Below are 22713 nucleotides of genomic sequence, written 5' to 3' on the forward strand. Positions count from 1 at the left end.
GCGTGGGGGGGGGGGTGGGGCCCCCCCCCCCCCCCCCCCCCCCCCCCCCCCCCGGGGGGGGGGGGGGGGGGGCGCCCACGCCCGGATCGCCCTCGGCGGTCCCCACCGTGGACGCCTCGGGCTCCCCGCTTCCGGAGAAGGTGGTGGAGGGCATCAAAGAGGCCCGCCGAAAGATGGCGGAGGACGGCGTCAAGAGGATGCCCGCACTGCCGCAGAAGGCCATCCCTCCCGATGCGGATTTCCAGAGAACGACCAAGGGCTCCCTGAAGGAGGGCGGAATCCTTCGCCTGTTGACCGCCCGCTCGGATCTGACCGGTCAGCAGGAACTCGCGGGCGTCGCGGGTGGGGTGACGAAATACCGGAACGTCCCCTGTTCGCAGACCTTCAAGTTCTCCACCAATCCAGCCCCCAGGAAGCGGCCCAACCTCTTGATGTGCTGGCGGACCACCCCGAAGAAGAGCGTGGTCGCGATCGTGGTCGACCCGGGAGGCAACCCCTCCCGTGAGAAGGCCGTTCGCGCCCTCGAGAAGAAGTGGCGCGCCATGGGATGACGATGCTTCGCCGGCTTTCGAGGCCGGATAGCCGAATGACCCGAGGCCGTCAGGGCCTCGGGTCATTCATCGTCCGGATCAGGCGGGACGCACCACCCGCGACGATTCTAGCTACTAGAACGGGGCAACCGTGAAGGTAGCACCGCTGGAGATGATCGAAACGTCGCTAGCGGCAATAGTGGTCCCCTTATTCAGGACCACGATGCTATAAGTGCCTGCCGGCGTGGGACTTGAGCCCGTGGTTTGGGTTTTATCGGTAACGTCGACATCAATCGTCGTGTTCAGATCCAGAGTGCAAATGATCTCCGTGTCTCCGATAGGAAGAACGTTGTTGCATGCGGCAGTCGGCTCTCCCGTGTTGTCTTTAAATGCGCCGGTAACCGTGCCCCAGTCCTGGGAAGCGTAAGCGTTATTAGCGAGAAGCACGTAACCATTACCGGTAGCGGCCGTATCATCCGCCACGTTCGCCCACGTGGTGATGGCTTTGAATCCGGCGCCGGTGATGTCCAATACCGGCGTGGTTCCGGCCTTCGCGGTGTTCGGGGTCACGCTGATCCCGTATCTGTAGGTGAAGGCACTCGCCTTGGTCGCTGAGCCGGCGGCGGTCGTCACGACGAGGTCGACGACGCCTGGCGCGCGCCTGCTCGTGACGCCGGTGAAGCTGGTCGAGCTCTGCACCTGAATATCGGTGAGCGGGACGCCGCCGAGTGTCGCGGTGACCGCATCACCGGCGGGGACACCCGTCGGGATGCCCTGGAGGCTGCCGGCACCCAACCCGTTGACCAGGACCTTGGTTCCGCCCTGGGCAGGCCCAGAGTTGGCATTAACAACCGCACTCCCCGCAGCCAAGGTCGGGGCGACAGTGTAGGTGGCCGGACGCGCCAGCAGGGCACCCGTGGAGATGTTGTCGCTCTTGTAGAGGCAGGCGTTCCACTGCGTAGTCGCGTCGGTGCCATTGGTCAGAACTCGGGCAGGCACGGTGACCGCCACCTTGCTGCTCGAGATCATCGTGGTGGCACCAAGATACGGCTCCGCCAGGGTGTTCGGCGCGACGGAGGGATACAGGGCCCCGCAAGCGCTGCGCGTGAAGAGAACCTTCGGAGTGTCAGTGACGGTGTCGATGGTCCCGGCCGGCACAGCGAGCGTGATCGCGTTGAGGCCTCCGGTCGTGCCGCTTGCCGGGGTCAGCGTCGCGGTCGGCAAGGCGGTCACGGTGGCGGTGGTCGTGGTGACGTAGCCGCTGTAGGGAGTGTCACCCCGAGCGACCAGTGTGCTGCCCACCAGCGTCCCGTTGTAGACGCAGACGAAATATGCCGTATGCGCGGTGATGGTCGTGGGGACCCGTACGTTGACTTGGTTCGTGGTCCCTGTGACCTTGGTCGCCGTAGTCGCGATGATGGTGGTGGTAGCCGGAGTGGCATAGGTCGCCGGACAACCGGTAGCCGCGTTGTTGAACTCGGCAGCATATGAGGTGCCTGTGAAAGTGTCCTCCGGCGCGGTGAGCGTCAGGGTGTCACCACCCGCGGTGGAACCCGTGATGGCACTCATCCTCGCGAAGGGGGTCCCGATAAGGGCAGGCGTCGAGACCGCCACGTCGACGGTGTTGTTGTAGCCACAGAAGATCCAGGGACCCGTTCCTCCGGTGAGGGCCGGCGACACGAAACTGGCCGAATCGTCATCGATCCGGGTGATGGTTCCGACGTCTTTCACGTTGGCGCCCGGGGTTGCCGCCGCGCTACCGCACGACGGGCTGGAGCCTCCAACGAGTCGGCCGGTGAAGCCCGAACCCGTCTTTGACGTGGCGTAGAAGTTGTTGGCATCGGTTGCAGTGACCGTTACCGGAATGCCGCCCTGAGTGGGGAACTGCTTCACGTTGACCGTGGTTGGTACGTCTGCCGCGTAGGCCGGTGTCGAGAGTCCGGCCACCACCACGGCGGCCGTCGCCGCCACGGCGACACCGGCGCGGAGCGGCCGGTAGCCGGTTTTGTTACGGGACTTGCGCATGCGAGGTCCTCCTACGGGTTCCAAGAACCACGTCTCTGGGATAGGCGGGCCCGCACGCTTCGAAGACGACGGGCCATCTCGCGGGAAGCGTAACGATTACGGGTAGTTCGGCAGGGTAAAGTCAGAAACATCCTCATATGTCAGACGAAAGACGCTCCTGCGACTACGCTGCGGCCTCCTGAGCGCTCGCCTCCGGCCGAGGGCCGACCGGCACCGCCGGAAATTTTCTCAGGTTTGGCTTGCCTAAATTGATAAAAGGAAGCCTTGCCTAACAATTCTTATGCCACAGAAATATCATGCGGATAAGATGCGGTACCCCCGGGAAATGGCTACGTTAATAGCGGACAGACTTAGCCGCTGACCGAAGGAGAACCGTCGTGACTCAGATGATGAACATGCCCCGCGTCCAGACCTGCACGGTCACGGACTGTGGCTACAACCACGACGGGTGCACCGCGTTCGCCATCACCATCAGTGAGAGCAACTCGGCCTGCGACACGTTCGCCGGCGCCGGGCTCTCGGGTGGGATGGGCATCGCGACCGCCCAGGTGGGCGCCTGCAAACGGGCCGACTGCAAGTACAACAAGGAGCTGGAGTGTCAGGCTCCGGCCATCACCGTGGGCGCCTCCGCCGACAAGGCGGACTGCCTCACCTACCAGCACGCCTGACCGATTCCGCATCGAGACCGCCGCCCCGCGAAAGCAGGGCGGCGGTTTCGCGTCGCCAATGATCAGCCGAAGAGGCCACTCGGGCATTCCGGTGTCGCGGATGCGCTCCGGAGGGTCCCGAGCACCTTGATGCCGATCTTGTCGTTGGCGCACCCCAGCGATCTTCCGCCGCCCGGCCCTTGACGGCGGCACCCGTGGGCGCTAGGTTGCTCTCAGATCGAGTAATACTCGGAGTGAGAAAAACTCGCACAGAGAAGGACTTGACGGATGGATGAGGCGAGCTTCCTCGAGGGGTACGACCCCCGGAAGTACCCGGCGGTCGCGGTGACCGTGGACGTGGTGGCGCTGACCATCCGCGACGGCCGGCTCTGCGTTCTGCTGGTCGAGCGCGGGGCGCAGCCCTTCGCCGGGCGGCGGGCGCTTCCCGGCGGGTTCGTCCGGGAGGAGACGCTCGACCAGGCGGCGCTGCGGGAACTGGCCGAGGAGACCGGCCTGACGCCCGGCGGCAGCAGTGCCGAAGAAGACACGGCCGGCGGGCACGAGGCGGGCAGCGAGCTCGACCGGGTGCATCTGGAGCAGCTCGGCACCTACGGCGACCCGGGCCGCGACCCCCGGATGCGGGTCGTCTCGGTCGCCTACCTCGCGTTCGCGCCGAGCCTGCCCGAGCCGACGGCCGGCAGCGACGCGGCACGGGCCTACTGGGTGCCGGTCGACGAGGCGAAGGATCTGGCGTTCGACCACGACCAGGTGCTGGCCGACGGGCTGGAGCGGGCCCGGGCGAAGCTGGAGTACACCCCTCTCGCCACCGCGTTCACCGGGCCGGAGTTCACCATCGGTGAGCTGCGGCAGGTCTACACCGCGGTGTGGGGCGAGGAACTGCACGCCGGCAACTTTCACCGGAAGGTGCTGTCGGTTCCGGGGTTCGTGGAGAGCACCGGGGAGACGACCGCGCGGGGCGGTGAGCGGGGCGGGCCGAAACCGAAGCTGTACCGGGCCGGCGACGCCCGGCTGCTGCACCCGGCACTGCTCCGGCCGACCAGGGAGGACCGGGTGAGATGACCACCACGATCACGTTCGAGGAAGCGGTCGGCCGGATCTTCGCGGCCCACGACTTCCAAGATCTTGCGGGAGGAGCAGCCGGCGGTCCGGCGTACCGGAAATGGGCCAAAGCGGTCCACCCGGATGCCGTGAGCGCGGCGCGGCGGGCGACCGCGACGGACGCCTTCGCGAAGCTCTCCGCCTTGTACAAGGCCCGCAGCGAGGCGGGAACCGCCGCGACGGGCGAGGCCGCGGGCGGCGCGAGGGGTGAGGCGCGAGCCGAGCCGGTCGTTCAGGGACGCCGGCGCGCGTACCGGATGGGCCGGGTCTTCGCGAAAGGGGATCTCGCCGAGCTGTTCGCCGACGGGTCCGCGCTGATCAAGGTCCCACGGCAGCCGGCCGACAACGACCTGATGGAGGCCGAGGCGAAGGCGCTGCGCCGGCTGTGGCTCGACGGCGACCCGAGGTTCCGGCCCTATGCGCCGCGCCTGATCGAGACCTTCGTCCACGAGGACGACCGGCGTCGGCGTCGCCGGGTCAACGTCCTGGAGCGCCAGCACGGCATGATCAGTCTGGCCGAGATCGACCGGGACCTGGATCCCCGGGACGTGGCCTGGATGTGGCGGCGTCTGCTGACCGCGCTCGGCTGGGCGCACCGGGCCGGAGTCGTGCACGGCGCTGTCCTGCCGGAGCACGTGCTGATCCATCCGCAGGAGCACGGTCTGGTCCTCGTCGACTGGTGCTACGCGGGGCTGGGACGGCAACAACCCGACGGAAGCTATGCGGGACATCGACCGGCGGCGATAGTGAAGGCGAGGAGAGACTTCTACCCGCCGGAGGTGCTGCACGACCGGAGCGCTGGTCCCGCCACCGACATCTACATGGCGACGAGGCTGATGACGCGGCTGATCGGGCCGCGGATCCCGGCTTCGCTGCGGCGGTTCGCCGCCGGCTGCACCTATGACGCGCCGCGGATGCGGCCGCAGGACGCCTGGGCACTGCTGGGCGAGTTCGACGACCTCATCCACCAGCTCTACGGCCCCCGTAAGTTCCGGCCGTTCGTTCCGTAGGAGGACAACATGGGAAGCGGACACTGGTCCACCGACGTCTACACGGCGGCCGCCAACTACCGGGCGGCGAGCGGGTCGAGCGCGTTCGCGTACAGCGACGGTGGCGCCCGCACGGTTCACCCGGACCTGGACCCGGCCGGGGTCTTCATGCGGGAGAGCCGCGACAGCGACGAGCACCCGTTCAGCACGCCGATCGCGGTGCTGTTCGACGTGACCGGCTCGATGGGCAACGTGCCGCGGGTGCTGCAGACCAAGCTGCCGCAGCTCCTGGGCCTGCTGACCCGGAAGAACTACGCGGTCGACCCGCAGATCATGTTCGGGGCGATCGGCGACGCCACCTGTGACCGGGCGCCGCTGCAGGTCGGGCAGTTCGAGTCGGACAACCGGATGGACGACGTGCTGGCGAAGGTCGTCCTGGAGGGCGGCGGCGGAGGCCAGAAACACGAGTCGTACGAGCTGGCGCTCTATTTCATGGCCCGGCACACGCTGCTGGACTCGATGGTGAACCGGGGGCGGCGCGGTTACCTGTTCATCATCGGCGACGAGCTGCCCTACCCCCGGGTGAAGCCGCGCGAGGTGAAGGCCGTCATCGGCGACGACCTGAGCGAGCCGATCGCGACCGAGGACATCCTGACCGAGCTCAAGCGCAAGTACGACGTCTACTACATCCTGCCGACGGCGGCGCACCACAGCGGCGACCGGGAGATCCTGGGCCGCTGGCGCAAGCTGCTCGGTCAGAACGTCCTGGAGCTCGACGACCTGGACGCGGTCTGCGAGACGATCGCGCTGACGGTCGGGCTCGGCGAGGACGCGATCGACCTGGACGAGGGCATCTCCGATCTGACGGACGTGGGTTCGCGGGCCGGTGGCTCGGTCGGGCGGGCGCTGGCGCCGTTGCAGCGGACCTCCGTGGTCCGCGGCGGCGCGTTCGAGATCGCCGGAGGTCCGGGCGGAAACCAGCGGTTGTGAACGAGCATGTGGCGGTCGTCGACCTCGGTTACGGCGACGCAGGCAAGGGCACGGTGGTCGACTTCCTCTGCGCTTCGCGGGAGCCCCGGGCTGTCCTGCGTTTCAACGGAGGCGCCCAGGCCGCGCACAACGTGGTGACCGAAGCCGGGCGGCACCACACGTTCGCCCAGTTCGGGTCGGGCACGCTGCGCGGCGTGCCGACCCACCTCACCCGGTTCATGGTGGTCGACCCGCTCGCTCTGGCGGGCGAGGCGGCCGCGCTGGGGAACCCGTTTCACCTGCTCACGGTGGACGGTGATGCCCTTCTCGCCACTCCGTGGCATCGCGCCGCGAACCGGCGCCGCGAGACGGAGCGCGGGTCCGCACGGCACGGTTCGTGCGGCATGGGCGTCGGAGAGACGATGTCGTACGCGCTCGAGCACGCCGACGCTCCCCGGGCGAGTGACGTGCGCTCCCCCGCGCGGCTACGGCGCCGGCTCGCGGCGGTCCGCTCGTTCTACGGCGACCGCGACGTCCCGCTGGACGATGTGGTCGACGCGTTCACCGCCTTCGGCGAGGCGGTGCGGATCGTCGGCTCCTCCCACACGGAGCGGCTCCTGGCGCAGGGGCCGTGCGTGTTCGAGGGCGCTCAGGGTGTGCTGCTCGACGAGTGGCGCGGCTGGCACCCGTACACGACCTGGTCCACCACGACGTTCGACAACGTCACCGCGATGTGTGCCGACTTCCAGCGGCTCGGGGTGGTCCGCACCTACACCACCAGGCACGGCGCCGGCCCGTTCGTCACCGAGGACCCGTTGCTCGATCTCCCGGAGGCGCACAACGGCCGGGACCCGTGGCAGGGCGCGTTCCGGACGGGGCACTTCGACGCGGTAGCCCACCGGTACGCCGTCGAGGTGGCCGGCGGTGTCGACGCCCTGGCGGTCACCCACCTGGACGTCCCGGACCGCTGCCCGGGCCTGCGGATCTGCACGGCCTATGACGTCGGCGGGGAGATCTGGGAGCGGATCGATCCGGGCCCGCCGCGCGATCTGGCCCATCAGGAACGGCTCGGCGCGCGGTTGCGGGAGGCCCGCCCCGCGGCGTCGTACCGCCCCGACGACTGGTCCGCCGCGATCTCCACCTTCCTGGGCGCGCCGGTGCTCCTGGAGTCACACGGCCCGCTCTCCTCGGACAAGAAGCTCCGCTAGGGAGGGTGCGAATCCCGCACCCTCCCTAGCGGATCAGGCCGGGCTCAGGAGGAAGACCGGGATGAGACGGTCGGTCTTCTTCGTGTACTCGATGTACTGCGGGAAGGCGGCGGCCGCCCGGTCCCACCACACCTCGCGCTCCTCGCCGGAGAGTTCCCGGGCGATGTAGTCCCGCTTGACGTCGCCGTCCTGGAGCTCGACCCGCGGGTTCTTCCGCAGGTTGTAGACCCAGACCGGGTTGTTCGGGGCGCCGCCGAGCGAACCGACGACCGCGTACTCACCGCCGTGCTCGACCCGCATCAACGGGGTCTTGCGCAGCAACCCGCTCTTCGCGCCGATGCTCGTCATCACGATGATCGGCTTTCCCATGATCTCGTTGGCCTCGGCACCGCCGGTGGCCTCGTATTTCTCTGCCTGCTTGCGCGCCCAGTCCGAAGTGCTGGGGGCGTACTCACCCGTCAACGGCATGAATCCGATCCTACGCACCCGAACCGCACCCCGCCCGAGCCTGGAACGCACTCCTTGATCGCCACCTTTATCGACACGGGCCGGCCACGGATGGTCGGCCCCATCGAAGGGGTGGAAACACATGCGGCGGAACCTTCTCGGGCGTGGAATCGCGGCGGTCACCGCCGCCGCCCTCGGCGCCTTCGCGCTGCCCACCGGGAGCCAGGCGTTCAGCCCGGTCTCGTACGGCGTCGCCCTCCCCGCCGCGATCTCGGCGCAGAGCCCGGTCCGCATCGTGACGACCAGCCTGGACGCCACCGGCCGCCCCGTCTTCCGGGTCCGTGAGGCCACCGACCGGACCGGCGCCGCCCGGATCATCACCTCCGCCCGGAAGGCCGCCGGCACCGTCGGCGTCGAGATCGACCGCCCGATGCACGCCCTCGAGGCGCCGTCCGGCGACGACACGTACCGCGAGTACCAGTGGGACCTCGACAAGATCAGCGTGCCGGACGCCTGGCAGCAGAGCACCGGCGACGGCGTGGTGGTCGCGGTGATCGACACCGGCGTGGACGGCACCCACCCCGACCTCGACGGCAACGTCCTCATCGGGTACGACGCGATCGACGACGTCGAGGGCGGCGACTCCGACGGCAACGGGCACGGCACCCACGTGGCCGGCACCGTCGCCGCGCTCGCCGGCAACGACGAGGGCATCGCGGGCATCGCCCCGGACGCGAAGGTCCTGCCGGTCAAGGTGCTCGACGCCGACGGCACCGGGTACAGCTCGGACACCGCGGAAGGCATCGTGTGGGCGGTCGACAACGGAGCCCAGATCATCAACATGTCGCTCGGTGCGAGCACGCCCACCGCCGCTGAGGAGGCGGCCGTCGAGTACGCCCGCGACAACGGCGTCACCATCGTCGCGGCGGCCGGCAACGAGCGGGAGGAGGGCAGCCCGACCAGCTACCCGGCCGCCTACGACGGGGTCATCGCGGTCGCCGCGACCGACGAGTCCGACCGGGTCGCCGGGTACTCCAACCGGGGCGACTACGTGGACGTGGCCGCGCCCGGCAGCGGCGTCGTGAGCACCTATCCGGCCGATCTGACCGAGGACGGCGACGGCTACGCCGCCCTGAACGGCACGTCGATGGCGGCGCCGCACGTCGCCGCGGTGGCCGCGCTGCTGGCGGCGTACCAGCCGGACATCACCCCGGACGGCATCGAGGAGGCGCTGGAGAGCTCGTCCGTGGACCTCGGCAGGGCCGGTTTCGACGCCGACTACGGCAACGGGCGGATCGACGCGGCCGCCGCGATCGACTTCCTGGCCGGTGACGGCGGTGACGGCGACGGCGGTGACGGCGACGGCGGTGACGGTGACGGCGACGGCGACGGCGACGGCGACGGCGACGGCGACGGCGGTGACGATGACGGTGGCGAGGAGCGGGTGCTTCCGGAGATCGCCGTCGGCTACTCCGAACGCCATGTCGCGTACGGAACGAGGACCAGCACCCCCTTCACGATCACCGACGGCGAGGAACCGCTCGCCGGGCAGGAGGTCGAGGCGTGCGTCTCGGTCGGCGGCGGAGACTGGGACTGCGAGTCCGGGACGACCGGCGACGACGGCGAGTACGCGTTGAGGCACACCGCGACCGGCGCGTTCGACGTGCGGTTGACCGTCCCCGGGTCGGACACCATGGACGAGGTGTCGGCCGAGACCTCCTACACGGTTCAGGCCGTGGTCAAGGCCACGAGGACGGGCAAGGGCGCGATCACCGTCAAGGTCACCGGAGCCGCCGGACAGAAGATGACCCTGCAGCGCCTGGTCAAGGGCAAGTGGACGACCGCGAGGACCTACACCGCCACCGGCAACCGCAAGATCACCGGCCTGGTCCGCAGCGGCTCCTACCGGGTGGTGCTGGCCTCGACGACGACGATCGAGGGCGTGACCAGCGGCACGGTCAAGGCCTGACGTCCGAGGGGATGCTCGTGAGGTTTACTCGTACCCCATGAGCATCATCTCCCGGGGTTTCGGCGGGCGGCGGCGCGAGCCGTCGCCCGACCTGCCGCCCGGCCAGTATCTGGCACACGACTTCCCGGTCCTGTCCGCCGGCCCGACGCCCAAGATCCCCCTCGACCGCTGGCAGTTCTCGATCATCACCGAGACCGGCGAGAAGCACACGTGGAACTGGGCGGAGTTCACCGCCCTGCCGGCCGAGGAGATCACGGTCGACATCCACTGCGTGACCAAGTGGTCCAAGCTCGGCACCGGCTGGAAAGGCGTCTCCCTCGACACGCTCTTCGAAGACGTGGAGATCGCCGGCGACTACGTGATGGCGCACAGCTACGGCGGCTACACCACCAACATCCCGCTGGAAGATCTGCTCGACGGGCGGGCCTGGATCGCCTATGAGTACGACGGCGAGCCACTGCACCCCGAGCACGGCGGCCCGGCCCGGCTGCTGATCCCGCACCTCTACTTCTGGAAGTCGGCGAAGTGGGTGGACGGGCTGCGGATGATGCACGAGGACGAGCCCGGCTTCTGGGAGGCCGGTGGCTACCACATGTACGGCGACCCGTGGCGCGAGCAGCGGTATCACGGCGACTGAGGTGAAGAACCGTAAAGTGATCTGGCGGGCCGCGACCGTCACGGAGGCCCGCTGGGAGACGCCGACGGCGCGCACCCTGGTCCTGGACATTCCGGACTGGCCTGGTCACCTCGCCGGTCAGCATGTCGACATCCGGCTCACCGCCGAGGACGGCTACCAGGCCCAGCGCAGCTATTCGATCGCCTCCGCCTGGTCCCCCGCCGCCGCCCGAACGGCCTCCGATGACGAAACGGCCTCCGATCGTGGGACGGTCGAGATCTCGGTGCAGCGTCTCGAAGACGGTGAGGTGTCGCCGTACCTGACGGATGTGGTCGAAGCCGGTGACCAGATCGAGGTGCGCGGGCCGATCGGCGGCTGGTTCGTCTGGCGTCCCGAAGCGACCGCGCCGGTGGTGCTGGTGGCCGGCGGGTCCGGGATGGTGCCGCTGATGGCGATGATCCGGGCGCGTGGGCTCGCCGGTGGCCGCCAGCCGTTCCGGCTGATCTATTCGGTGCGGACGCCGGCGGACGCCCTCTACGCCGACGAGCTGCGCCGGCGGGCCGTTTCGGATCCGGGCCTGGACGTGCGTTTCGTCTACACCCGAGAGACGCCGGAGGGCTGGCCCGTTCCCCCGAAACGCATCGACGTGGCGACGATCAACAGCTACGGGTGGCCGGCCGACTTCGCGCCGGACTGCTTCGTCTGCGGCCCGAACACGTTCGTCGAGACGGCCGCCGACATCCTGGTCGCTCTCGGCCACGACCCGAAACTCATCCGCACCGAACGCTTCGGCGGCGCCTGACCCCGTCCGGCCCCCAGCGCGGTGACGGTCCACCCGATACAGCGCTGGGGGCTGGCAGCTAGCCGGTGGTGATTTCGAGCAGCAGGGCCTGTTCGGGGGTGAGCAGCGGGGCGGGCAGGCCCACCTGCGCCAGGACACGACCGGACAGGGTGACCGCGCCGGCGGCCAGCCAGGCGGGCGGGGCGTCCTGCACCACGCGCGGCGGGACACCGATCGGGCGGACCGTGTAGAGGCGGTCGGGGTCCAGACCCGGGAATCGGATCGGCGGCGGCAGGGCGGCGGCCGGGGAGCCGAGAGCGACCAGGGCGAACACCGCGTGGGTACGGTCCTGGGCGACCACCCCGTGCAGCAGGTGCGCCGGGTCGGCGGAGTCGGCGCGGACCACCGTGCCGGAGTGCAGCAGCGGCCGGAGCCGCTGGTGCTCGGCGATCCAGTCGGCGATGGCGGCACGTTCCGGCGGTGCCGCCGCGGTCAGGCTCCACTCGATGCCGGCGCTGCCGAACAGTGCCGTGGCCAGGCGGAACCCGAGGGCCGAGGTGCGGCCGGTGACATGCGCGGCGCCGGCGCCCAGGTGCCCGCCGAGGTATTCGGGCGGGACCAGGACACCGGTCCAGCGCTGGATCGACTGCCGGTCGAGCGGGTCGTTGGTGTCCGACGTCCAGAACCGGTCCACCAGGTCGAGGATGCCGAGGTCGATCCGGGCCCCGCCGGAGGCGCAGCTCTCGATCTCCACGTGCGGGAACGCCGCCCGCAGTTCGGCGAGCAGCCGGTAGAGGGCCCGGGTCTGCCGGTGCGCGGTGCCGGGGGTGAGCAGGTCGCGGTTGTGATCCCACTTGAGGAACGCGATGGGATATTCGGTGAGCAGGTCGGTCAGCCGGTCGCGGACGTAGGCGTAGGCCGCCGGATCGCCCAGGTCGAGGACCCGTTGCCAGCGCCAGGTCGGCCCGGAACCGGCCGGATCGGCGGGGGCGCCGAGGATCCAGGAGGGGTGAGCGTCCGCCAGCCTGGAGGAGGGGCTGATCATCTCGGGTTCGACCCAGAGGCCGAAATCCATTCCGGCCTCGTGCACGCGGGAGATCAGCGGGTGCAGGCCGTCCGGCCAGACCTCGGAGTCGACGGTCCAGTCGCCGAGGGCCCGCTTGTCGTCGCGGCGGCCGGTGAACCAGCCGTCGTCCAGGACGAAACGCTCGACACCCACCTCGGCGGCGGCGGTGACCAGCTCGCTGAGGACGTCCAGATCGTGGTTGAAGTAGACGGCTTCCCAGGTGTTGAGGACGACCGGGCGCGGCAGTCTCACCGTCGAGCGCGAGCGGATCCACGGGTGCAGCCGGTCGGAGAGGCCGTCGATGCCGGTGTCCGAGAAGACCGCGACCAGCCAGGGCGTCTCGTACGACTCCCCCGGCGCGAGCCGGATCTCGCCGGGTGCGAGCAACTCGCCCGCGCCGAGGACTCCGTAGCCGAGGGCCGAGCGTTCCGCCCAGATCCGCTTGTCGCCGCTCCAGGCCAGGTGGGTGGCCCAGACCCGGCCTTTCCGAAAACTGAAACCGGGCTCGCCGGCCATCATCAGGAACGCGTCGTCGTGGCCGGGGCGGCCGTGCCGGCTCTCCCGGCTCCAGACGCCGTGCCGCAGCGGGGCGCGCTGCGGCTGCCGCTCGTGCGACCACAGTCCGGTGAAGTCGAGCAGTTCGGACGCCTCGGGCGGCAGGGGCAGCAGGACGTCCAGGCCGGGCACGAGCACGTCGGCGGCGCCACGGTTCTCCAGGCGGTGCCGGACCCTCAGGACGCCTTCCGGTGACAGTGCGAGCTGGGTGAAGACCTCTTGCGTGGCGTCGGGGCTCGTGGAGCGTACGACCATGGAATCGTCTTGAGAGTGCGCGCCGACCAGCCGGAACCGGCCGTCGGCCGCGAGTGCCGGACGCCCGCTCCATCCCTCGGAGAGGGATGGCAGAAGCGACAGTCGCAGCGGTGTGTCGATCGAGCTCGGTGGCACCGCCGGAACCGACGCGTCGGCCAGCGCCTCCACGTCGGCGTCGCCGAGGTCCGGGCCCCAGTGCAGGATGACCGCGGCGGCGCCGCGGGCGTCCAGCACAAGGCTGGTGCCCGCGGCGCGCAGGTGGAACACGGTCACTCGGCGACCGGGATGGACTGCGACTTCAGGTTGGTGACGGTCGCGGTCTGCGCGGTCTTGAGCGCGTCGGCCAGGGTGCCGGTGCCCGAGACGGCGGCCTTGAAGCCGTCCGACGCGGAGGCGTAGGTGCTGGTCATCGTCGGTCCCCAGACGAAGTCGGCGGCGACCTGGGTGGAGGCGGTCGCGAAGACATCGTAGATCTTCTGGCCGCCGTAGAACGCGACTCCCTCGCTCAGCGCGGGGAGCTTCGCACCGGCCTTGGTCGCCGGGTAGAGGTTGGCCTCCTTGTTGAGCAGGGTCAGCGCCTCCTCGGAGGTGTTCAGCCAGAGTGCGAACTTGGCCGCCTCGTACGGGTGCTTCGAGCCCTTGAAGACGGCGGTCGACGAACCGCCCCAGTTACCGGCGACGGCGCCGCCCGGGGTCCACTGCGGCATCGGGGCGACCGCCCACTTGCCCGAGGTGGCCGGCGCGCCGGACGCGATGGAGTTGGCGCCCCACACCGCGGAGACCCAGGTCCAGGCCTGGTCGGTGTTGTAGGCGTTGTCCCACTCGGTGGTCCACGGCGGCACGGTGGAGACGTGCTTCTTGGCGATCAGGTCCTGCCAGTAGGTCGCGACCTTGGTGGTGCCCGCGTCGGAGAAGTTCACCGTCCACTTGTTGCCGTCGTTGGCGAACCAGCGGCCACCGGCCTGCCAGGCGAGACCGGCGAACTGGTTGATGTCGCTCTGCGAGAAGTTGGTGATGTAGCCGCCGGCGGCCCTCACCTTCTCCGCGGCCGCGGCGTACTCCTCCCAGGTGGTCGGCACTGGGATGTTGTTCTTCTCGAACAGATCCTTGCGGTAGAAGAGCGCCATGGGGCCGGCGTCCTGCGGCACGCCGAAGACCGAGTTCTGCTCACCGAAGGTGACCTGGTTCCAGGTCCAGTCGACGAACTGGTCCTTGGCGGCGGTCACCTCGGTGCAGGCGGCCAGGTTCTCCAGGCCGTCCTGGACGCGGAAGCTGGGCAGCGCGTCGTACTCGATCTGGCCTAGGTCGGGAGCGTTGCCCGCCTTGAGCTGGTTGAAGAAGTTCTGGTAGGTGCCACCGTTGCCGTTCGGGCCGGTCTGCACCTTGACCTGGATGTTCGGGTTCTTGTCGTTCCAGGACTTCACCACGGTCTCGATGCCGGGGATCCAGGAGGTGAAGTTCAGCGTGACCGGACCGGACGACGGGGCGCAGGCCGCCGCCGATGTCGCGGTCTCGTCCTTGTCACCGCCGGACGAGCAGGCGGTCAGCGCGAGTGCCGAGGCCAGGACGACGCCGAGCGATCGCATGGGTGGACGCATGGTGATCCTCAATCTTCTTTGAAGGGGGTTACTTGATGGCGCCGGAGCCGAGGCCGTTGCGCCAGAAGCGCTGCAGAAGCAGGAAGGCGACCACCAGCGGAACGATGGAGACGAGAGCGCCGGTGAGCACCAGCATCCGCAGCTCGGGAAGCTGGTTGACCTGGGTGTTCCAGGAGTACAGGCCCAGCGTGACCGGGAAGAGCCGTTCCTCGCCGAGCATGATCAGCGGGAGCAGGAAGTTGTTCCACACCGCGACGAAATGGAACAGGAAGATCGTCACCAGGGCCGGGAACATCAGCTTGCTGGAGACCTGGAAGAAGGTGCGCACCTCGCCGGAGCCGTCGAGGCGGGCGGCTTCGAGCAGCTCGTCCGGGACGCTCGCGGTGGCGTAGATCCGGGCCAGGTAGACGCCGAACGGGTTGACCACGCTGGGCAGGAAGACCGACCAGAAGGTGTTCGTCGCCTCGAACTGGCTGAAGATCAGGAACAACGGCAGAGCGAGTGCGGTGGCCGGCACAAGGACTCCGCTGAGGACGATGTTGAAGATCGCCTCCCGGCCGGGGAAACGGTACTTGGCCAGGGCGTACCCGCACATCGCGGCCAGCAGCGTGCCGAGCAGCGCGGCGCCGCCGGTGTAGACGAGACTGTTCAGCATCCAGCGCAGAAACACGCCGTCGCGGTAGGCGAACAGCTCGCTCAGGTTGTCGCCCAGGGAGAAGTCGGCGAACCACAGCGGAGCGGTGCCGGAGAACTGGGTACGGCTCTTGGACGCGGCCACCACCAGCCACCAGATCGGCACCAGGAAGTACAGCGTTCCCATTCCCATGATCAGCATGGGCAGAATGCGGTTTTTCACTGGTCGCCTCCCCGTCGCTGGGTCAGTCGAAGGAACGCGAAGGAGAGCGCGCACGTGGCCAGCGCCAGCACCACCGAGAACGCCGCGGCCAGGTTGAAGTTGGGGATGGACGAGGTGGAGTACACGGTCAGGTTCGGCGTGTAGGTGCTGGAGACCGCGGAGCTGAAGGTGCGGAACACCTGCGGCTCGGCCAGCAACTGCAACGTGCCGATGATCGAGAACACGGTGGTCAGCACGATCGCCGGCATCACCAGCGGGATCTTGATGGACCAGGCGGTACGGATCGCCCCGGCGCCGTCGATCTTGGCGGCCTCGTACACCTCCTGCGGGATCGCCAGCAGCGAGGAGTAGATGATCAGCATGTTGTAACCGACGTAGACCCAGGTCACGACGTTCGCCATGGACCACAGCACCAGGTCGGCGTCGAGCAGGTCGACGGCGCTGGTCACCGCGGTGAACGGCGACAGGTTCGGCGAGTAGAGGAAACCCCACATGATGGCGGCGACCACACCGGGGATCGCGTACGGCACGAAGAACGCCAGCCGGAAGAACCGCCGCCCCTTCACCAGACCCGAGTCCAGCAGCAGGGCCAAAATCAGAGCCAGACCCAACATCACCGGCACCTGTACGACACCGAACAGCAGCACCCGGCCGATCGACTCCCAGAACGGGCCGTCGGAGAAGACACGCTCGTACTGGGCCAGGCCGCCGAAGACCTCCTGGGCCTTGCCGAAGGTGCCCTGGCGCTCGACCTTGTAGAGGGACTGCTTGATCGCGTACCCGATCGGCGCCATGTAGAAGGCCGCGAACAGCAGGCCGAACGGCGCGACGAAGAAGAGAAGCGCCTTCTTGTCGGCTTTCACGGGGCCTCCTCCCGGACGACCGCGACGCCGCCGCCCTCGACCCGGATCCGGCCGTTCACCGGCCGGTCGGTGACCAGGTCGTGCCCGTGCGCGGGGATCTCGACGGGGTCGGTTCCGTGGTTGAGGACGAACAGGTAGCCGCGGCCGTCTCCCGAGCGCCGGACCACCTCGAGGTTCGTGTTCGACGTGCGGGGCGTGAGGCCGGCCGTGGTCGTGACCTCGTGGAGCAGGCTGGACAGATCCGTATTCGTAGCGACGTACCAGGCGGTGCCGCTGCCGTGCCGGTTGCGGGTGATCGCCGGAATCCCCGCCATCGGGCCGGTGGTGAAGGTCGCGACCTCGGAGGCCGTGGTGGTGCGGAGCCGCTCGGTCCACAGCGTTCCGGTGGCGCCGTTGCTCAGCTCGACCTCGACGCCCGGCAGCAGTGGCGCGAACTCCTCCGCCAGCACTCCGAGCACCTCCCGGAACGCGCCCGGGTAGCCGCCGAGCCGCACCCGGTCCCGCTCGTCCACGATCCCGCTGAAGAAGGTGACCAGCACGTGCCCGCCGTCGGCCACGTAATCGGCGATCGCCTGCGCGTCGGTGTCCGACACCATGTGGAGGCACGGCACCACGACCAGCTTGTAGCCGCTCAGGTCGGCGCCCGGAGCGATCACGTCGGTGGTCACGCCCAGCTCACGCAGCGCCCGGTGGCTCGCGTGCACCTGGTCGAGGTAACCGACCGCCTGCGACGGCCGGGCCTCGCCCTCGGCCGACCACCACGACTCCCAGCTGAAAAGCAGAGCCACGTCGGCCTCGACCTCGGTGCCGGCCACCTCGCCGATCCGGTCCAGGGTCTGCGACAGCTTGAGCACCTCACGCCAGGCGACGGTGTCCGTGCCGGCGTGCGGAAGCAGCGCGGAGTGGAACTTCTCGGCGCCCTGGGCGGAGGCCCGCCACTGGAAGAAGCAGACCGAGTCGGCGCCCCGGGCCACATGGGTCAGCGAGTTGCGGATCATCTCGCCGGGCGCCTTGGTCAGGTTGTGCGGCTGCCAGTTGACCGCGCCGGCCGCCTGCTCCATCAGCATCCACGGGCGGCCGCCGGCCAGGCCGCGGGTGAGATCGGCGGCGAACGACAGCTCCGCGACCGGGTCGCCGAGGCGGTGGTCCAGGTAGTGGTCGTTGGCGATCACGTCCATCTCCGGCGCCCAGGACCAGTAGTCCAGGTTCCGGATGTGCGCGGTGACCATGAAGTTCGTGGTGACCGGGGCGGCGGAGTGCTTGCGCAGGATCTCCGCTTCCGCGCGGTAGTAGCCGAGCAGCTCGTCGGAGCTGAACCGCTGGAAGTCGACGAGCTGGGCCGGGTTGCGCAACGAGAGCGCGAGGCGCGGCACCTGGATCTCGGACCAGTCGCCGTAACGCTGGCTCCAGAAGGAGGTGCCCCACGCCTCGTTCAGCGTCTCGATCTTGCGGTACCGGCTGCGCAGCCAGTTCCGGAACGCCTCCGCGCTGCTCTCGCAGTAGCAGAGCGCGTTGTGGCAGCCCAGCTCGTTGGAGACATGCCAGAGCGCGAGCGCCGGGTGGTTGCCGTAGCGGCGGGCGACCCGCCCGACCAGGTCGAGTGCCCGGTCCCGGAACACCGCCGAGCTCGGGCACCAGGCCTGCCGGCCACCCGCGAACCGGACCGTGCCGTCGGCGGCGGCCGGCAGCACCGCCGGGTAGAGGGTAGTGAGCCACGGCGGCGGGGAGGCGGTTCCGGTGCCGAGGTTGACCCGGATCCCGTGGGCGTGCAGCAGCTCGATGACCTCGTCGAGGTCGTCGAACCGGTACTCGCCCGGGCTGGGCTCCAGGTTGGACCAGCCGAAGATGTTGACGGCCACCAGGTCCACCCCGGCCTTCCGCATCAGCGCGGCGTCCTCGCGCCAGACATCCGGCGACCACTGTTCAGGGTTGTAGTCGCAGCCCAGACTGACGCCCGGGACCGGCATGCGCACGGTTTTCATAGAACTCCTGGTCAAGGATGTGTGCACGTGCACACATTTCCGTGATACCCAACGGCGGTTACGGATGTGTGAACGTGCACACAGTAGGACTGGCCTGCGAAGAGGTCAATAGCCCGCGGCTAGTCTTGACCTCATGTCCCGGCCCCAGCCTCAGAAACGCCCCACGGTGCACGACATCGCGGCCGCGGCCGGCATGTCCCGTGGCACCGTGAGCCGCGTTCTGAACGGCGGATACGTCTCCACCGAGGCACGTGCCGCCATCGAGGCGGCGATGAGCGATCTTGGCTACGTACCGAACAACGCGGCACGAGCCCTGAAGATGCGCAGGTCACAGGCGGTCGCCTTCGTCGCGCACGAGCCGCACTCGCTCTTCCTCGACGACCCCAACATCGGCTCGATCATGCTAGGCGCCAACGCCGCCCTCTCCCTGGCCGACCACCAGATGGTCAGCCTGGTCGTCGAGTCGGCCCGCGACACCGAGCGCGTCGCCCGCTACCTCAGCGGCGGCTTCGTCGACGGCGCCATCGTCGTCTCGGCTCGCACCAAGGACCCGATCATTCGGGTGATCAGCGACCTCGCGCTGCCCGCCGCGTTCATCGGGCACCCACCCGACCTCGACCAGAACATCCCCTTCGTGGGAATAGACAATGTCGGCTCGGCACGCGCCATCACCGAGCACCTGCTCAGCACCGGCCGCCGCCGGATCGGCATGATCGCCGCCGCCCTCGACCGCGACTCCGGCATCGACCGGCTGGCCGGCTTCCGCGCCGCGCTGGGCTCCGTCTTCGACGAAGATCTGGTCGCCGACGTGCCGCACTACGACTACGGGTCCGGCGTCAAAGGCATGCGCGACCTGCTCGAGCGCGAGCCGGCCATCGACGGCGTCTTCGCCGCCTCGGACGCGATCGCCGCCGGCGCCCTGGAAACACTGCGCGAGGCCGGGCGCAGCGTCCCCGGCGACGTCGGCGTGGTCGGCTTCGACGACAGCACCTGGGCGGTCCGCTGCCAGCCGCAGCTCACCACCGTCCACCAGCCCGCCAAGGAACTCGGCTCGTGCGCCGCACAGGTCGTCCTGCGCCAACTGCGCGGCGAGCATCTCGACCCCGTCGGCCAACTCCTGTCCACCCCGCTGATCCTCCGCGACTCCGCCTGAGCCCGCCGCGGCCCAGACCCCGCCCCGGGGGTCGTCGCCGGTTTCCGTGAGCGGCGCCCGCTCCGGAAAAGCAACGCCGGCACGCCAAAGCGATACCGGTTCCCGGAAGCGACGCCGGTTCCCGGAAGCGGCGCCAGCTCGCGAAAATCGACGCCCACACAGCCGCGCCGCCCCACACAGCCGCGCCGCCCCACACAGCCGCGCCGCCCCACACAGCCGCGCCGCCCCACACAGCCGCGCCGCCCCACACAGCCGCGCCGCCCCACACAGCCGCGCCGCCCCACACAGCCGCGCCGCCCCACACAGCCGCGCCGCCCCACACAGCCGCGCCGCCCCACACAGCCGCGCCGCCCCACACAGCCGCGCCGCCCCGCGACAGCCGCGCCGCCCCGCGACAGAGGTACCGACACTCGATAGCGGTGCCAACGCTCGACAGCGGTGCCGGCTCTCGAAACCTTCGGCGGCTCGTGGTCAGCCTCGGAGGCCCCGGAGACGCTGGGTGAGGCTCGCGGGCGGAGGCGGCGGGACACGGCGCTGCACGGCCGGCGGCGCGGAGCGGCCGACCGGGCGGTCGTAGTCGGCGGTCGCGATGGCTTCGACGGCCTGGTCGTCGGTGAAGTCCTCGGAGCCCGGTATGGAGTCGACGAAGCCGACCAGGACACCGTCGCGCATCACCTGCGCCTTGAGGGCGGCGCTACCGTCGTCGCCCCAGAACGCCTCGCGGCCGTCGGGCAGCACGACGCGGACGGCATAGCCGGAGCGACCGGCGCTCGGAAGTTTCAGATGGGCGAACACCTCGCGCGCCCGCAGACGCCCGACCAATCGGCGGGCCCGGCTCTCTTCCATGATCAAACGCTAGCTCGCGCGCCTGAGTGCACGCTGAAGATCCGATCGATGGGGGAAACGGTCAGAAAACGTAACATGACCTTGGGTGATAGCCCCAGGTCACATCGATGCATGTTACTCCTTCGTAACAGGAATTTCACCGGATTCCTTTTCGCGGCAGCCGGGCTTACTGTGCGGTAACCGAAGCGCTTCGGTCCCCGGATCCCCCCGTGGAGCATCGGAGGCCATCGATGAGTAGGGCTACCGTCCTCGCCTGTCTCGTCACCACGTCCACCCTGAGTCTCGCCCTCGCCAGCCCCGCCCAGGCGGCGAGCATCGACTATGTCGCCCTCGGCGACTCCTACTCCTCGGGCGTGGGCGCGCCCGGCCAGACCGGTCTCTGCCTGCGCAGCAACAACAGTTACGCGGCGCAGTGGGCGGCCCGGAACAACCCCGCGTCCTTCCAGTTCCTCGCCTGCGGCGGGGCCACCACCGACGACGTCCGCGACGACCAGGTGCCCGCCATCCGGGCCGGCGCCGACCTGGTCAGCATCACCATCGGCGGCAACGACGCCGGCTTCGCGCCGACCATCGTCACCTGCCTGACCTCAAGCGACTCCGCCTGCACCACCAAGGTCAACCAAGGGAAGGCGTACGTAGCCGACACCCTCCCCGGCAAACTCGACGCCACCTACGCCGCTATTCGGGCGAAGACGCCGGGCGCCCGGGTGGTGGTGCTGTCGTACCCGCTGATCTTCGACACTTCGTCGTTGATCTGCGAAATGAGCATCACCAAACGCCGGGCCCTCAACAGCGGAGCCCAAGCCCTCGACGCCATGATCAAACAGCGCGCGGAGGCAGCCGGGTTCGTCTACTCCGAGGTGCGCGACGAGTTCACCGGTCACGGGGTGTGCTCGTCCCGGCCCTACCTCAACGGGTTGACGATCGTGCCACCGCAGAACTCCTACCACCCGAACAGCAGCGGCTACACCAACGGCTACCTGCCCGCCCTGACCAGCGCGACCGGCTAACGGCCCCGCCGAGCCGCCCGACTGGGCGGCTCGGCTAAGCGGTCGCCTCTGCTGGACAGCACGGCTAAGCGGTCGCCTCTGCTGGACAGCACGGCTAAGCGGTCGCCTCTGCTGGACAGCACGGCTAAGCGGTCGCCTCTGCTGGACGGTCGTTGCGGCGGGCCGCAACGACCGTCCCAGTTCGAGGCAACCCAACGGCACCGTGGGCGGACCGGTACCGCCGCCCACGGGGGCCAGAATTCCTCCCCATGGCCGGACTGAACACGCTGCTCTTCCTCATCATCGTCGCGCTCAGCGTGGTGGCTCTGATCGACTGCATGCTCACTGAGCGGTCGAGGCTCCGTTCGTTCCCGCGCGGCGCGTGGGCCGTGCTCATCCTGCTCTGCCCCATCTTCGGAGCAGTCGCGTGGTTCCGTGCCGGGCGGATCGTTCCCGGCGCGCCGGCGCAGGCTCTCGCCACGCCGGCCGGGCGGCCTGTCGGCCCGGAGGACGACCCCGAGTTCGTGCGCATGCTCGCCGACTCGATCCGCAACCGCTGACCGGCAGCCCCGGGGACGCAAGCGCCGACCGACTCACCCGGCGCAATCACCGACAGGCCGCGCACACACGCACGGGCCGGCACGCTCATAGACGGGCCGACGCACTCGCGGACGGGCCGACGCACTCGCGGACGGGTCCGTGCGGCCATGGTGTCATCCGGAATTTCGACACCCGTTGTGGGTGTGGGGTACACCCGTTGCGGGTGTCGACGAACGGTATGTGTGGTGCCGCTAAGGCGTGCTTCGAGGGATGGCTGGACTTGTGGAGTGGCCCAGCCGTCGTCTGGCCGGCGTCGCGGAAACGTCTCAGCGATGCGCCACCGCCTGACCACGCGACGCGAACATACCCCAGCCATGCGCCACCGCCTGACCACGCGACGCGAACACACCCCAGCCATGCGCCACCGCCTGACCACGCGACGCGAACACACCCCAGCCATGCGCCACCGCCTGACCACGCGACGCGAACACGCCTCGGCGATGCGGCCGGATGACGGCGAGCGGTGGAGACGCGCGACCGAGGCGCATGCCCGGCGATTCCGGGGCATGTCTTCAGCACGCGGCTAGGCCGTGTTTCGTAACGGCTGGCGTTGTGAGGTAGTGCGGCGTGGCGGTGATCGATAAAGGTTGAGGTCTCCGGTAGATCGGTTAGCGACCAAGCAAACCGAAGACCTTCCGGAGACCTCGTGC

Annotated in this window: 21 protein-coding genes; 12 read left to right on the top strand and 9 right to left on the bottom strand. The window is 69.3% G+C overall.

The genetic code is table 11. The features are described from left to right. Nucleotides 1-107: 107 nt before the first annotated feature. Nucleotides 108-551 (top strand): hypothetical protein, encoded by a 444-nt coding sequence (locus QLQ12_RS23645; RefSeq protein WP_282762550.1) that lies wholly within the window; start codon nucleotides 108-110, stop codon nucleotides 549-551. 114 nt (nucleotides 552-665) lie between these two features. On the opposite strand, the gene QLQ12_RS23650 is transcribed toward QLQ12_RS23645, so the two are convergent. Continuing rightward, a complete protein-coding gene (locus tag QLQ12_RS23650) occupies nucleotides 666-2555 on the bottom strand; it encodes a hypothetical protein (protein ID WP_282762552.1) in 1890 nt (629 codons plus the stop codon). 377 nt (nucleotides 2556-2932) lie between these two features. Between QLQ12_RS23650 and QLQ12_RS23655 the strand changes: the two genes are divergently transcribed. The 5 genes from QLQ12_RS23655 (at nucleotide 2933) to QLQ12_RS23675 (ending at nucleotide 7487) form a co-directional block, all read left to right on the top strand. After that, on the top strand, nucleotides 2933-3223 hold the full coding sequence (locus QLQ12_RS23655; RefSeq protein WP_282762554.1) for a DUF1540 domain-containing protein: 291 nt from the start codon (nucleotides 2933-2935) through the stop codon (nucleotides 3221-3223). A 267-nt stretch (nucleotides 3224-3490) separates the two neighbouring features. Next, entirely contained in the window at nucleotides 3491-4282 is a 792-nt protein-coding gene (locus QLQ12_RS23660; protein WP_282762556.1) for an NUDIX hydrolase, read from the top strand. Beyond that, the gene (locus QLQ12_RS23665; RefSeq protein WP_282762557.1) at nucleotides 4279-5331 is read left to right on the top strand and encodes a serine/threonine-protein kinase; all 1053 of its coding nucleotides are present in this window, start codon (nucleotides 4279-4281) and stop codon (nucleotides 5329-5331) included. Before QLQ12_RS23660 ends, QLQ12_RS23665 begins: the two co-directional genes overlap by 4 nt. Before the next feature lie 9 nt (nucleotides 5332-5340). After that, nucleotides 5341-6300: a hypothetical protein gene (locus QLQ12_RS23670; RefSeq protein ID WP_282762559.1), complete on the top strand. Its 960-nt coding sequence runs from the start codon at nucleotides 5341-5343 to the stop codon at nucleotides 6298-6300. Then, a complete protein-coding gene (locus tag QLQ12_RS23675) occupies nucleotides 6297-7487 on the top strand; it encodes an adenylosuccinate synthetase (protein ID WP_282762561.1) in 1191 nt (396 codons plus the stop codon). Before QLQ12_RS23670 ends, QLQ12_RS23675 begins: the two co-directional genes overlap by 4 nt. A gap of 33 nt (nucleotides 7488-7520) precedes the next feature. Here QLQ12_RS23675 and QLQ12_RS23680 read toward each other — a convergent pair whose 3' ends face one another. Continuing rightward, entirely contained in the window at nucleotides 7521-7955 is a 435-nt protein-coding gene (locus QLQ12_RS23680) for a nitroreductase family deazaflavin-dependent oxidoreductase (RefSeq protein WP_282762563.1), read from the bottom strand. A gap of 121 nt (nucleotides 7956-8076) precedes the next feature. On the opposite strand from QLQ12_RS23680, the gene QLQ12_RS23685 reads away from it, so the two are divergent. The 3 genes from QLQ12_RS23685 to QLQ12_RS23695 are packed head-to-tail and all read left to right on the top strand — an operon-like array spanning nucleotide 8077 to nucleotide 11321. After that, a complete protein-coding gene (locus tag QLQ12_RS23685; RefSeq protein WP_282762565.1) occupies nucleotides 8077-9903 on the top strand; it encodes a S8 family serine peptidase in 1827 nt (608 codons plus the stop codon). A gap of 37 nt (nucleotides 9904-9940) precedes the next feature. Next, a complete protein-coding gene (locus tag QLQ12_RS23690; RefSeq protein WP_282762567.1) occupies nucleotides 9941-10540 on the top strand; it encodes a sulfite oxidase-like oxidoreductase in 600 nt (199 codons plus the stop codon). Nucleotide 10541: 1 nt separating this feature from the next. Next, nucleotides 10542-11321 (top strand): ferredoxin reductase, encoded by a 780-nt coding sequence (locus QLQ12_RS23695; RefSeq protein WP_282762569.1) that lies wholly within the window; start codon nucleotides 10542-10544, stop codon nucleotides 11319-11321. Nucleotides 11322-11379: 58 nt separating this feature from the next. Here the strand turns inward: QLQ12_RS23695 and QLQ12_RS23700 are convergent, their stop codons facing one another. From QLQ12_RS23700 to QLQ12_RS23720, 5 genes are read right to left on the bottom strand one after another with little or no spacing between them, the layout of a single operon-like run. After that, entirely contained in the window at nucleotides 11380-13449 is a 2070-nt protein-coding gene (locus QLQ12_RS23700) for an alpha-galactosidase (protein ID WP_282762571.1), read from the bottom strand. After that, nucleotides 13446-14774, bottom strand: a complete 1329-nt coding sequence (locus QLQ12_RS23705; protein ID WP_282762573.1) for an ABC transporter substrate-binding protein — start codon at nucleotides 14772-14774, stop codon at nucleotides 13446-13448. Before QLQ12_RS23705 ends, QLQ12_RS23700 begins: the two co-directional genes overlap by 4 nt. Before the next feature lie 28 nt (nucleotides 14775-14802). Next, entirely contained in the window at nucleotides 14803-15630 is an 828-nt protein-coding gene (locus QLQ12_RS23710) for a carbohydrate ABC transporter permease (RefSeq protein ID WP_282762575.1), read from the bottom strand. Next, the gene (locus tag QLQ12_RS23715) at nucleotides 15627-16493 is read right to left on the bottom strand and encodes a carbohydrate ABC transporter permease (RefSeq protein WP_282762577.1); all 867 of its coding nucleotides are present in this window, start codon (nucleotides 16491-16493) and stop codon (nucleotides 15627-15629) included. Before QLQ12_RS23715 ends, QLQ12_RS23710 begins: the two co-directional genes overlap by 4 nt. Then, nucleotides 16490-18475 carry a beta-galactosidase gene (locus QLQ12_RS23720; RefSeq protein ID WP_282762579.1) on the bottom strand — a complete coding sequence of 662 codons (1986 nt, stop codon included), beginning with the start codon at nucleotides 18473-18475 and terminating at the stop codon, nucleotides 16490-16492. The genes QLQ12_RS23715 and QLQ12_RS23720 overlap by 4 nt, the downstream gene beginning before the upstream one ends. Before the next feature lie 133 nt (nucleotides 18476-18608). Here QLQ12_RS23720 and QLQ12_RS23725 point away from each other — a divergent pair, with 133 nt between their 5' ends. After that, the gene (locus QLQ12_RS23725; RefSeq protein WP_282762581.1) at nucleotides 18609-19628 is read left to right on the top strand and encodes a LacI family DNA-binding transcriptional regulator; all 1020 of its coding nucleotides are present in this window, start codon (nucleotides 18609-18611) and stop codon (nucleotides 19626-19628) included. A gap of 471 nt (nucleotides 19629-20099) precedes the next feature. Here the strand turns inward: QLQ12_RS23725 and QLQ12_RS23730 are convergent, their stop codons facing one another. Then, a complete protein-coding gene (locus QLQ12_RS23730) occupies nucleotides 20100-20474 on the bottom strand; it encodes a hypothetical protein (RefSeq protein ID WP_282762583.1) in 375 nt (124 codons plus the stop codon). A gap of 230 nt (nucleotides 20475-20704) precedes the next feature. Between QLQ12_RS23730 and QLQ12_RS23735 the strand changes: the two genes are divergently transcribed. Then, nucleotides 20705-21484, top strand: a complete 780-nt coding sequence (locus tag QLQ12_RS23735) for an SGNH/GDSL hydrolase family protein (protein ID WP_282762585.1) — start codon at nucleotides 20705-20707, stop codon at nucleotides 21482-21484. Between the two features lie 248 nt (nucleotides 21485-21732). Next, nucleotides 21733-22023: a PLD nuclease N-terminal domain-containing protein gene (locus QLQ12_RS23740; RefSeq protein WP_282762587.1), complete on the top strand. Its 291-nt coding sequence runs from the start codon at nucleotides 21733-21735 to the stop codon at nucleotides 22021-22023. A gap of 306 nt (nucleotides 22024-22329) precedes the next feature. Here the strand turns inward: QLQ12_RS23740 and QLQ12_RS23745 are convergent, their stop codons facing one another. Beyond that, nucleotides 22330-22494 (bottom strand): hypothetical protein, encoded by a 165-nt coding sequence (locus QLQ12_RS23745; protein ID WP_282762589.1) that lies wholly within the window; start codon nucleotides 22492-22494, stop codon nucleotides 22330-22332. Nucleotides 22495-22713: the final 219 nt, after the last annotated feature.

Origin of the sequence: Actinoplanes sandaracinus (genome assembly GCF_030009775.1) — a bacterium.
In the GTDB taxonomy this organism is placed as follows: domain Bacteria; phylum Actinomycetota; class Actinomycetes; order Mycobacteriales; family Micromonosporaceae; genus Actinoplanes; species Actinoplanes sandaracinus.

Coding starts and splice junctions, on each gene's coding strand:
- QLQ12_RS23650 (WP_282762552.1), bottom strand. CDS start 2,555: ATGCGCAAGTCCCGTAACAAAACCGGCTACCGGCCGCTCCGCGCCGGT.
- QLQ12_RS23660 (WP_282762556.1), top strand. CDS start 3,491: ATGGATGAGGCGAGCTTCCTCGAGGGGTACGACCCCCGGAAGTACCCG.
- QLQ12_RS23665 (WP_282762557.1), top strand. CDS start 4,279: ATGACCACCACGATCACGTTCGAGGAAGCGGTCGGCCGGATCTTCGCG.
- QLQ12_RS23670 (WP_282762559.1), top strand. CDS start 5,341: ATGGGAAGCGGACACTGGTCCACCGACGTCTACACGGCGGCCGCCAAC.
- QLQ12_RS23680 (WP_282762563.1), bottom strand. CDS start 7,955: ATGCCGTTGACGGGTGAGTACGCCCCCAGCACTTCGGACTGGGCGCGC.
- QLQ12_RS23685 (WP_282762565.1), top strand. CDS start 8,077: ATGCGGCGGAACCTTCTCGGGCGTGGAATCGCGGCGGTCACCGCCGCC.
- QLQ12_RS23690 (WP_282762567.1), top strand. CDS start 9,941: ATGAGCATCATCTCCCGGGGTTTCGGCGGGCGGCGGCGCGAGCCGTCG.
- QLQ12_RS23705 (WP_282762573.1), bottom strand. CDS start 14,774: ATGCGTCCACCCATGCGATCGCTCGGCGTCGTCCTGGCCTCGGCACTC.
- QLQ12_RS23720 (WP_282762579.1), bottom strand. CDS start 18,475: ATGAAAACCGTGCGCATGCCGGTCCCGGGCGTCAGTCTGGGCTGCGAC.
- QLQ12_RS23725 (WP_282762581.1), top strand. CDS start 18,609: ATGTCCCGGCCCCAGCCTCAGAAACGCCCCACGGTGCACGACATCGCG.
- QLQ12_RS23730 (WP_282762583.1), bottom strand. CDS start 20,474: ATGGAAGAGAGCCGGGCCCGCCGATTGGTCGGGCGTCTGCGGGCGCGC.
- QLQ12_RS23735 (WP_282762585.1), top strand. CDS start 20,705: ATGAGTAGGGCTACCGTCCTCGCCTGTCTCGTCACCACGTCCACCCTG.
- QLQ12_RS23740 (WP_282762587.1), top strand. CDS start 21,733: ATGGCCGGACTGAACACGCTGCTCTTCCTCATCATCGTCGCGCTCAGC.